The organism is Mesomycoplasma dispar (assembly GCF_000941075.1).
Taxonomy (GTDB): domain Bacteria; phylum Bacillota_I; class Bacilli_A; order Mycoplasmatales; family Metamycoplasmataceae; genus Mesomycoplasma; species Mesomycoplasma dispar.
The window spans coordinates 513692-526018 of the sequence record NZ_CP007229.1; the positions used below are offsets into that span (position 1 = coordinate 513692).

Genomic DNA, 12327 nt, shown 5'->3' on the forward strand with positions numbered 1-12327 from the left:
ACTAGCCAGTTTCTGGTAATTGTGGTGGAATTTTTGGATTAAAGTATGAATAGTAATTTTTTGGGTCATACATCAAGGGTCACTGTGCTTCAATTAAAAAGTTTAGTGGCCAAGTTGATTTATCAGAGTTTAAATAATTACCTTTTGTATTTTGATTTCACCAATCATGGCGAAGAGTTGATCGGTCAAGTTGTAATTTCATACTACCCGGACTTGTATTAGAGACATAAAGAATTGAGACATTCTTGCCATTGTGTCTTGAAGAGGTATTTCCTCACTGAATAACCATTTGATTATTGGCAACTCTTGGAATAGCACGGTTTAAAAAGTATAATTTATTTGCAATTCTATCAGGCGTACCTCATTCCACGCCCGGTGCAGCTCAAAATATTTGATTTAAATTTGAGACTCCACGCAACGTATTTTGTGGAATTAACTCTTGTAGAACGCTTGGATCTTCGTTTCTAACCCAAAATCTCTGAAAATTTGATCCTTCACTTACGATCGTTCCTGCATCGTGTGGCGTTTCAGTGCGTGAGTACGGCATAACAAAACCCGGAAGCTGTTGTATCTTGTTTTCAGCAACATAATTAAATTGATCATTAATAGAATCTGCTTTATTCCCTTTTACTTTAAGTCTAATTGGTAATTCAACCAATTTTCCTGCTGGATATCATAAATTCGGTGCACTAGCGAAAACTTCTGGCATTTTAAACGCGCCTAAATTTGTGTTAATTTTCCAATACAAGGTAAGATATGCAATATTGGCACTACTTTTGCTGGCGGTTTTAGTTTGAATTGCTACAGGAGGACCAGGTATTTCTAGTTTTTCCTTATTGTTAACATCGATTCTCATTGATTGTCAAATCGTATCACTAGGGCTGCCGGGACTTCTACTAGATTTACTTTTATTTTCCTTTTCTTTCAAAACTACTTCTAGTCAATCTTGTTCTGAATAAGGTGTTAATTTTGCAAATTCGCCATAAGGATTGTATTTAGAACCACTTTCTTGAATTAGCCCAAGTGGATCATAGATGGCATAGGTGAATCCCATTAGTCCGGGATTCATATAATCAACATGCATCGGGGTGACAACTGCTAATTGAGTGGTCGTATTAAAAGTAAGATCTTGGTAATTTCCACTTTTTTGAATATTACCAGTAATCGAAACCGAATTACTCATTGGATTTTCATCAATTTTAGTTGTATCTTTGATTGTAACTGTTAGAGTTGAACCAACAATTGATTTTAGTGATTTTGGTCGAAGTTTTAATTTTGCAGTAACATTTTTAGCATCTCATTCGACTTCAGTAATTTCTAGTTGTCCTGGAAGGACTTTGCCATTTGAAATTGTTGAGGTGTTATTTAAATCTTTTAGGTTTGGATCAGGATTTTTTGAACTAGTTGCACCAAATTCATTCAATTTAATAGACAAATTATTTTTTAGTCATTCTTTTGTAATCGCAGTCGCTGCCTCGGGATTAAATTTAATATAGACTTCCTCGCCTTCGTAATAGTCATACCTAATCGGGATTGTTCAACCTCTAATTAATTTTATTGGTATATTTTTAGGAGCGAATAAAATTTTTTTACTATTATAAATATCTTTAAAAATTTGAATATCTTTCAATAACATAAGTAAATTTGTATTAGCTACTAGATTAGTTACTTTATGATCATCCTTGATACTTGATTCCTGTGGTTCAAGACCAATTACTTCATAAACCGAACCAGTTTCTAATTTAGTAACTAAAAAACTAATTTTTTGTGTAGTAACATTGATAAGCGCAGCTTGAGAAAGTTGTTCAGATTCACTTGAATTATCAAAATTTACAGCTCACACCTTCTTATATTTTAATACAAACGGGATTTCAGCAATGGATTTTGCATCGTTTTGTTTGAAAGTAAATTCTATTTTTACCGCATCGGTTGTTAAAGGTGTAACAAGAATAGAAGAAGAAGAAGAAGAAGGTTGTTCTAATTCAAGATTTTTCGCTGTTGTTCGGAATTTGAGCAACTGTTTCTTGCCACCGTTTTGAATTTCAGGCGCAAATTCAATTGGTTGGCCATCAAAATTTTTTACTCCTGACTTAAAAGTCAGTTTTAAATCTTTATAATTAGTGTATTTTTCAAGCGAAGGTATAGATTGAGTAAAAGTAATTGATTCTTCATCTTGAACTTGAGACATTTTATCGATTTCAATTGGTTGTATAGTTTGGTTTTTAGAAGAATCATCCTTTGTTATTTCTAATTTCGGAATTATCCCTTCATCGGATAAGTCTTTTGTTCATCCCTCGAGTTTAATTTTGACATTATTATCTGATTCATCAATTTTTTCATAAACAATGTTTTTAATTTGTGGTTTTGTTAGAAATTCAAGACCTTGCTGCGTTTGTAACGCCGACCCGCTAGAACTGTGAGGGGGTATTTTTTTTCATCCCGATGTTAAACTTGTATTACTTCCGCCAGTTTTATTAACTTCTAAATTTAATGTACTTGATGAAAGTAAGTTAATTTTATATTTAATTCCCGGTTTTAAAACGTTTCTAAAATTGAATGTAGCTTCAAGGTTTTTTTGCGAACTATCTAATGAAATTTTAGCAGTAGCGCCTACTTTTTGAGCATCCGGTCTTGAGATTTCTGATAAATATAAAGTAACTTCCTTATCTTTTAAAAAAGCATCATCTTCTTGAAAAGTTAATTTAACAGTTGCCGAATCCACATCAATATCTGAAATATTAATCCCATCAAGAGTTGCGGTTTTTGCAACAACAAAAAATTTTCTTTGTAATGCTGTTTCATCCTTGATAGAAGTGTCAAAGTCTAGTTTTGCACTCTTGCTATCCTCTATCGTTTTTATAATGTACTGCTTCCCTTTTTTTAGATTATTATCAACATTAAAAGTAATTGTTGATGGGTTTGTATTTCCGCTTTTTGTCAGAATTTGCATTTTATTTGTTTTTTTTACACTACTTCAAGAAGCAGGAATATGCTTATTACCAAATTTTTCATCTAATTCTGCGTTTAAAGTTAAATTTTGATCATTCAAAATACCATTATTATTGTAGAGTTCAACTATGACTTTTGCACTTGGTTTAGTTTTGTCATCACCTTCTTGTCATTTAATTGCCCTAATTGCGTTTTTTGTAATTATATAAATACCATCAGGGTTTGCGGGTGGGGAAGCAATTAATTTTGGGGGTAGTTTAACAGGGTATTGATCTTTTTTTGTTTCATTTAATGTGAATATGTAGTTTCTAATCTTATATTTATCACCAGGAATTAATCCATCAGCTTCGATTACAACTTTTACTTCAGAAGAACTATTAGATTGTGTTACATTTGTTATTGGAACAGTTTTTGTATAAAATAACTTTTGTTCAACTGATTCTAGTTCTAATTGAATATTATACTTATCACTTAAAAATCCAATATCTTCTTGGTTAAATTTGACTTCGAAATAACCTTTATGGAGTTCAGGATCTCTTTTTGTTTCCTTTCTTCCTTTAATTTCGATTTCTACTGAATCGGTTGTTGAGGTTTTAACTTCAGAAATGGTAGCGCTTTTAATTGAAGTATTTACGATTGTTTGCCATTTCTCATTTGCATCAGTCGAAGTTTCTTTACCAACAGGTTGGAAATTTGATTTATCAAAATAAAGACTTAAAGGCGTGTTTCGCCCGTTTAGACTAGTTACAATTACTTCATCAATTAAATATCATTGGCCTTTTTCTAGCCCGGTTAGATCAACTTCGAGTCGAGTTATTGAAGAATCAGTATCAGGAGAAGTTGGACCAAGAACCTGTTGGTTTGCAACATTTTTGACTGTGACTTGGAGTTGGGAGCTATCCTGTCCAGGTTGATTCATCTTATTTGTCGGATTCTGTCATCCATAACTATCAGTTTTATTATCCAACTTTTTATACTTAATTGTCATTTTCGAACCAGTAAAGTCTAATTTTTGTGAATTTTCAACATCAAAAATTAGTTTAATTGATTTTTCGTCAGGTACATAAGCAAGTTTTGTAATTAAAGGTGCAGTATTAAAATTAAAGGAAGGTTGAGTGGTTGCTAGCGCATTAACATTGACAACTACTGGAGCGTTTGGATCAGGAACTATAATCTTCACTTTTCGCAACTCATCTTCAAGACCAATTACAGTGTGTGTTGCCCCGGGGTCTAAATTTTCCAAATCAAACTCATAAAAATAGTTAGCATTTTTAGGTTGTTCGTTATTTCATTCGGAAGGGGTTTGCGAATTCATTGTAGTCAATAATTTTCCTAAAACGAAAGCGCTACCTTCTTTAGTAATTCCTAGTTTTGATGATTTATATTTTAGTTTTAATTTAATGCCATTTTCTTGAAGTGGTTTATCTTCGCTTGCGAAAAATACCCTAACTTTTGCTTTTGACCAAGGTTTTGCCGATTCTACATTTTCGCTGTCTAATTTATAAGTAATCCCAAGTGCCGTTGCTGTTTTAAAAGTGGTTCTAAATTTTTTGATATCAGAAATTTTTTGATTGCTATTTTTTTCAGATTGAATAATTTTTTCATCATCAAATTCAAGATTTTGCTTTTTATTAAATTGTGCGCCAGCACTTCTATTTTCTTTAAATCTTAAATCCTGGATTGTATATTCGCTATTTTTGTTTAAATTAGTTAAATTAAACACTGCTTTTGAGGTTTTTCCAATTTCATCAGCAATAATTTTAGTAGTAGTAGTAGTTCCGCCATTCTGGGCAGGATCAACAATATTAAACGTTAATTCAACTTCTTTTCCTATGAATGAAGCGCTTGTATCATCTAAAATAAATTCAATTGTTGCTGTTTTTTCATCAATTTTTTGTTTGTTAATCTTTATAATTTTGGTATTAGTATAAAAACTACGTTTAGCAATTGTAATCGATTCATCAATTTCAACGGGAGGTAAAATTATATCTCCAATTGCTTTTATATTCTTTTTTTTATCTCCGGAAAATTCAATATTGTTAATAACATATTTACCTGGTTCGTTAATGTTCTTAATCGTTACTTCAACTGTAGGATCTGATCCACTTAAATTAGAACTTGATATAAAATTTTCCTTATTTATTTGAACTACATTCCCGATTCCGCTTGGCGATGTGTAACTAATTTTAAAATCACTATAAACTTCCAAAAAACTTTTATACATTTGATTAAAGGTTAATTTAATCTTTGCGCTATTTTGTTCAAAATCAGGGATAATCTCAACATTTTTAACCTCAACTTGTGCTGGCGTTGTCACAAATACGCGTTTTTTTTCCGCTTCATTAGAAAATTTAAAAATACCGGAATCCTCAGTGTTTTGAATGTTTGTATTAGATCTTAATTGATTGGCTGGGTCGCTTGGGTCGTATGCTATTCTAGTGATAAAATACTGAGCAAATGGATCGAGTCCTGTAATTGTAAGTTTAAATGTTGATTTGTTTTCAAGATCTTCATGGGACGACTGTTTTTCTTGATTTTCAGGATTGCTGCCAAGTTTTTGTAATTCTGCTTCTACTTCTTGTATAGTTTCTTTGGCATCTTTTCCATCAACAACCTTTTTGTACTCAATTTTTGCTTTCAAAGTTGTCTTATTTTTAAATACTTCACCAGTGTCTTTTAGAGTTAAAAGAAAATCATAACTATTAGGAGAAGAATCATTTCTAAACTGCAAAATTGAATTAATTATTGGTAAGGTTGCGAATTTTTTAGTATCCTCTTGAACTTGGGTTTCATCAAAGTAAAAATTAATTCGGTTTTGCGCATTAGTTATTACATCTGTTGAACGGCGGCGACGGGAACGTGCCTGTGCTGCATCGCTCTCGATTCGCACAATTCGATAACCGTTTCCACCACTAAGATCAGTTAAATCAGCTTTGAATTTGACAACATCATTTTGAGCACTTTCAAATTTTAATTCAGCCTTTTTCTCTTCAGGATTACCAACTTGATAATAAACAAGTTTTAACTTATCTTTATAATCAGGATGCTCTAAATATTTATCTTTTTCATCGAAAGTTAGCGTAATTGTTGCATTGTCGTTTTGTTTGTCTTGTTTTTCAATTTTGATAACCTTCGCAGATTCAGGTTGGATGATAAAATTTTCACCAAATTTTTTGCGCCCATTTCCAGCAACATTTCCTTCGATGTTGGAATCGGTTTGGCCATCAAGTTTTTTAACGGCGAAGTCAGAAAAATTTTGTGCTGAATTTCCTAAAGTATTTTGATTTTTTATTGTTGGATCTGATTTGTTACCACCTATGGCGTTTTTATCAGCCCATTCAACACTTTTTAATTTATAAGTAGCATTTTTTTCAAGATCACTTTTAATTTCGACACTTATTTTTGATTTTTCAACTTTTGCTTGAACTTCTATTTCTAAAGGTTTAAAATCGTTTTTTGCTTGTTTACCATCAGGATCAAAAACTCTTTCAAGTTTAACTTTTACACCCCTACCTTCAAATCCACCTTTTTCGATATCTCTTCCCGCTAAAGGATCAGCAATATCGAAATTAGCAACGTAAGTTGTTTCATCTTTTTTCTCAATTGAATAGGCAATAATTTCTGGTTTGGTTGCAAAATAAAGTTTCGAAAGCACTTCAGGAGTTTGGGTTTGTTGTACTTGAGGTTGCGGTGCCGGAGTTAAACTAGCAAGATCTTTATCAAATTTAAAGGTTTTAAGTTTTTTAGGTCCGCCTTCTTCAGTCACATCCTCAACTTTAGTTAATAAATAAAGACTTCCTGCTTTTAAAGGACTGTTTTGACCAGCGCCGATTCCAGTTGCAGCCGCTTGACCACCTAAATTAAGAGTTAATTCTGGTTGTTTAACTTGGGGTAATTGAGATTGTTGATTTTCAAATTCTTTTTCAGTTGTAACTTCTTCACCAGTTTGACTATTTTTAAAGTAGAATTTTAATTTTCTTCTTTTACCATTAGATTCTTTTGTTAAAAAAGTTTCTGTTGAATCAAATTTTACAGTAACATCGGCGGAATAATTATCGGATTTATAAGAAATATCGGTAATCGTTGCTGATTCGGCATCGAGTTCGAATTCTTTTTTGATTTTTTCTTGAGATGACTGGGAATCATGAGTTTTTGAAAATCCTTCTACATCTTGACCTTGAGTTGAACTTGCAGAATTTTCGGCTGGATTATCAGAATATTTCATCTCCTTAATCTCGTAATTTCCTGCTTTTTGTAGTCCGCTAATTTCAAAAACCGCAAGTCCGTTAGCGATTTGGGCAGTATAAATTGAATTTTGAGATTGTGGTGGAACTCCATTTTTTGACTCCAACTTAATCTGCAAAAATTTTCCGTTTCAGTTTGCGGCTTTATCGTTTAATCTAACAGTAATTCTAGCCGAAGTTTCAGAAGTAGACTCAGGTTTAATTTCAGCAAGATTTGGGGTTGGTGAGAAAAATTGCTTCTCAAATCCAGCTTGTGTGGTAGGTGATTTGTCAAATTCGAACTTAAATTCTGATTTTTTAAGTTGTTTTTCGTTTCTAACGCCAGTAGTTTCATCTTTTAACTGGAGTGATTCAATTTCATAACGATCACCCGGGTTGAGTCCGGTTAGAGCGAAAGAAATTGTTTTGTCTCTTTCATTTACAGTTGCATCTTTAGTTGATTGGGTTTTATTTTGACTTAAATTTTTGTAAGTTAAGGTGATTTGCTTACTTCCCAAATAGTCATCAATTTTATCTAAAGTTAATTTGATTGTAAGGCCTGTAGTGTTTTTGCTTTCGTGATCAATTTTAATAACTTTTGCACTTTGAGCACTAGTTACAAAGGTTTTTTTAGGTTCTAATTCTGATTCTTGAGTTTCAAGAAGATCAATTTCTTCTTCATTTGTTAAAGCAGTTTGAACATTAACAAAAACCGCTTTAAATTGCTGAATATTTGGATCAACTAAAGAACGTTTTCTTCGTGAAAGTACAAGATTTGCTGCCTGAGTTTGCGCTTGTGCTTGTGGGATTTGAGGTTGAATTTCGGGATCTTTTTCAAATTTTACTGATTTTATTTTATATTTTGCAACTTTTTCTAAATTTAAGAAAGTAAAATCATAAATTCCGTTAAGCGAAGTTGCTTCTTGTTTAAAAGTTGAACTTTGTCCAACTTGTTGTGCTCCCCCGCCAGTTCCATCAACTTTCTCAAGTTCAACAGTCACTTTTTTCCCAGCAGTATATCTTCCGCCATCTTTTAGCTCAAGATGAACTTTTGCTTGGGTTTCGACAGAAGTATCAACTTCTAATTTTTTAATAACTGCAGAAGTTGCGATTACTTGATCTTTGTAAAAATCAAGATCATCAAGATTGATTTTTACTTCAGGTTTTTCTGAATTTTCTTCTTTAACCTGTTCAAAACCAAGAATTACGTATTGCTGACCGTTTTCGAGACCTGTAAGGTTGAAACTTGTTTTTTGGGTTTCGACATTTTTTGTGGCTTGAACTTCTTGGACTTGTTCTTCACCACCGTATTTTTTAAAGCGAACTTTTAATTTTTGACTGTTAAGAAAATCGTCAAGTTTTTCCGCACTTTGTACAACTTCGGTAGTTTTTGGAAACTCTTTTCCGAATTCAATTTCAAAATTTGCTGTATTTTTAGTTCTATTTTTTAAAGTCAAACTTGTAACATTTGCTGTTTTTGGAACGGTTTGAAACTGTGATTTTTCAGTAGAATCAAGCAAGTTTTCTTTGAAAGGAATAATTTCTGCTTGATTCTGTTGGGCTTGAAACTGACTAACTTCACGCCGAACGCGACTTGAAGTCTGAACTGCAGCACCTGCAGGGGCAGCCGCATTTCCATCCACAATTTCAAGTGAATTTTTATCAATTTCGTATAAACCTTGTTTATAAAGGTCGGTAATATCGAAACGAATTCTCGCGCCAACAACGGGAGCGGTGATTTCACCTGATTGTTTCTGAGCAGTTTTTACTTGACCTTCATCCCCATTTTTCTTTTTAAGTGTATATTTTAATTTCGCAGTTTTACCTAAAAATTCACCTTTGGCATCCGCGAGTGTAAAAGTTGCAATTACTCTTTGCTCGTAAGAATTATCATAACCGACTTCAATTACGGCGCTTTTTGTGAAAAATGATGACTGACTTGGTTGAAATTGATGGCTTGCATCCCCAAATAAAATATTTCTTTCAGTGGTAATTGTTTGCTGATTTGGCAATAAAGGTTGAATTTCACGAACTAAAACAACGGAATTAATGTTATATTTTGAACCAATTTCGAGACCGTTTAGGTCAAAAGTGAGACTTTGGTTGTTTTGTGGTTGTTGCGTTCCTAAACTCGCCTCAGCACTTAAAAGTTTTGAAGACCCCGCAAGTGAATAATAAACTTTTACCTTATTATTTCCGATCGCTTTGATGGTTTCAGGGGTAAATTCGACTTTTAATTTTGCAGAGGTTTGTTCTTCTTTTTCATTTTGAATTTTAGTTACCACCAAAGGCGCATGAACTCCAAAAATTCGCTGTGTAGGTGTAATTGTTTTTGAAACTTTGAGAATATCAGCATCGCCTTTTGATGATTTATAACCTTCAATTTCGATTGAATCAATACGATAATCTAGACCTTTTTCCAGATTTTCAACTAACAAATTGGAAATAATGGAATTATTCTCAATTTGAGCTGGAATCTCTTTCTGTTTTCCGCCTGGTTTTAACTCAGTATACTTAATTTTCGCTGATTTTAATGGCTCAAGAATATTTTTAATTGCAATATTTAGTGCAACTGAGTTTTCACTTCGAGGGATATAACTAATCGAAGAAACCGCTGGTTTTGTCGTCCAGTTTAGCTTTTCAGCACCGATATTAGCGCCAAAATTTAGGTATAATTTATTAACAAATTGCTGATTTGCATCGGCGATCCCGATTGAGTCAATTAAATAATTTGTCCCTGGTTCTAAATTGATGAGATCTCAGGTGAGTACTAATTTATCACCGTTAATTTTAAAAGCTTGAGCCTCGGATTTGATTAAACTATTCGATCCAGCAACTCTAAAGTACAAAGTGGCAATTTTATCTTTGATAAAATCATCAACTGAGTCTAAAACCACGCTAATTCGCGTAGAATCTTCGCTAATTTTATCAGTTGTAATCGATTCAACTTGCGCGCTCGTTGCGTGGGTAAAGAATTTTTTCTCTTTTTGGTCAAAATTTTGTGAAAAGAAAATTGTGCTAGTTTGCTGTTGGCCACTTTCGTCAAAATTAGTTGCCTTGTTAACAATTTCGAGCGAAGAAATTGTAAAATGTTTCTCTTTTTCTAAGTTTTTCGCAAACGAAAACAGTTTATTTCCGACAACTTGGCCGATTGCTGAGAGCATTTTTGTTGGTCTGTCATCGGCAAAAAAGTTGATTTTAACGTCTTTTCCGTTTAAAAGTAACGACTGATCGTTGAATTTAACATCAAAACTGGAAGTGTTATTGCCATCAACGAAAGTTTTAATTCGGGCAATTTCGGGCGCTGAAATAAACGAAAGTTTATTTTCGACTTTAATTGCCAGTGTTCCTGAATTATTCCAGATTCGCGAAATTCAAAACTTCGCCCCTCCAGGAATTTGCTTTAAATCAAGATTGGCATAAATTTTGTTATTAGCATCAAAAATGAGACTGACATCGTTGGCAACCCCGAATTGGTGAGCGCCAGATTCGTCTTTTCAGTAATATTCAAGGTTAATTTTCTCGTTTTTTTCCAGTTTTACTTTTTGATTATTAAGTGCAAGCGAAATTTCGACTAATGCCGAATTGAGACCGTAAGATTTTTGATTTAAATTAACAATTTTTCCCCCAAGCGGACTAGCGGCAAAAAAACGGCTAGCAAGTGGGGAAATTTCGAGATCAAAAGTTTGGTCTGGATCGTCAAAATGATACTTGATTGCAACAACTTCGTATTTTACTGTCTTTTTAAGACTTCGCAGCACAAAACTTGCCTGTTTTTCTTCAGTTTGGCTGCTAAATTGCCCCTTTGCAGTCAGAATTTTATCAGTACCAACTTCTTTATAATAGAGAATTAAATTCGCAGATTGTAATAAATTCTGTGAATCAAATAAGTTAAGATTCAAAATTGTATCATTTTCGATATCATAATGACTAAATTTTTCGACCTGGTTTTTTGTCGAAAAAAATTGTGAACTGTTTGTAAAACTGAAATAATATCTTGGATTATTAGCAGCAACTAACTGAACTTCATAAATCGAACCGCCGACTAAATTATCAGCAAAAGTGGAAAAACTGTTGGTTTTTTCATCATATTCGACTTTAGTTTTAACTTGATAACGCGAATTTTTGCTAATATAGACAAGTTCGAGGTCAGCTTTTTTGGTCCAGGCAGTATCGGCTTGATTTTTTCCTTGGAGTTTGAAACTAAATTCTCCCGAGTTTGCCGTAATGTTATTAGCGACAAAATCGGTGACATAAATCGTTTTAGGAGAAATTATTTTTGCTAAATAAGGCGATAAAGAAACAACGGCACCGGTGATAAAACCACCTGCTGCTAATAATTTCTTTGTTAAATGGTTATTAAGAGTTTTATTATTTTTATCAGTTTTGCTTCCGTTTTGCATAATTAAACTCCCTCAATTATTGATACATTTACGGGTTTCAATTTTTATTTCTTTAATTTTCTTATATTAAAAATTTTTAAGAGTTTTTCTAAATTATACCGTTAATTTTATATCTTTTTTGAAAAATCAAAATATTAATGGCTAAAAATATTGACTTATTTTTGTTAGTTTTTTATATAAATTTTCTTATGATTATTATGAAATTTTGCTGAATTTTACTCATAAATATCGCGTTAATTTTAGTATAATTTAAGTTATCAATTGTGAATAAATTAGGTTTTGAGTGCAAAATCTAGTTTGTTTGTTAACATTTACACTCCAAATTTTCTAAAATTAACGATAATTATTTTAAACTAAAATGGAGAAAAAATGACAAATAATACCAAAAAAAAAAAAAAAGAAGCAAAAAGTGGGAAAATTCTAAAAAACGTGCATTAACATTATCGCTTTTAGCATTCGGTGGACTTTCAATTGGTTCATTCGGTCTTCTACCTTTTCTGATAAAGTCCTGAAATACAATTCAATATAATATCGTCGATTTCAAACACATTAATCGTGATAATTCTGACTACGAAATTGAATTTGCACTAAGCGATCTTGATGCCTATAAGTTAAATTACCAAGATCTAAATGTCGATCTGACAAACGACCAGGAAGGAAAAAACGTTGTTGTTTCGCACGTTGCAAACTACGATGAATTTTCGCGTTCTTGAAAAATAAATTCAAATTATACCGGCCTTAGTTTCGGGAAA

At 32.6% G+C, this 12327-nt stretch carries 2 protein-coding genes; both read right to left on the reverse strand.

From position 1 onward, the window contains the following. Window position 1 precedes the first annotated feature (1 nt). The gene (locus MDIS_RS01950) at window positions 2-11575 is read right to left on the reverse strand and encodes a DUF1410 domain-containing protein (RefSeq protein ID WP_044635413.1); all 11574 of its coding nucleotides are present in this window, start codon (window positions 11573-11575) and stop codon (window positions 2-4) included. Between the two features lie 549 nt (window positions 11576-12124). Beyond that, window positions 12125-12262 (reverse strand): hypothetical protein, encoded by a 138-nt coding sequence (locus MDIS_RS04265; protein ID WP_169742477.1) that lies wholly within the window; start codon window positions 12260-12262, stop codon window positions 12125-12127. Between the last annotated feature and the right edge of the window lie 65 nt (window positions 12263-12327).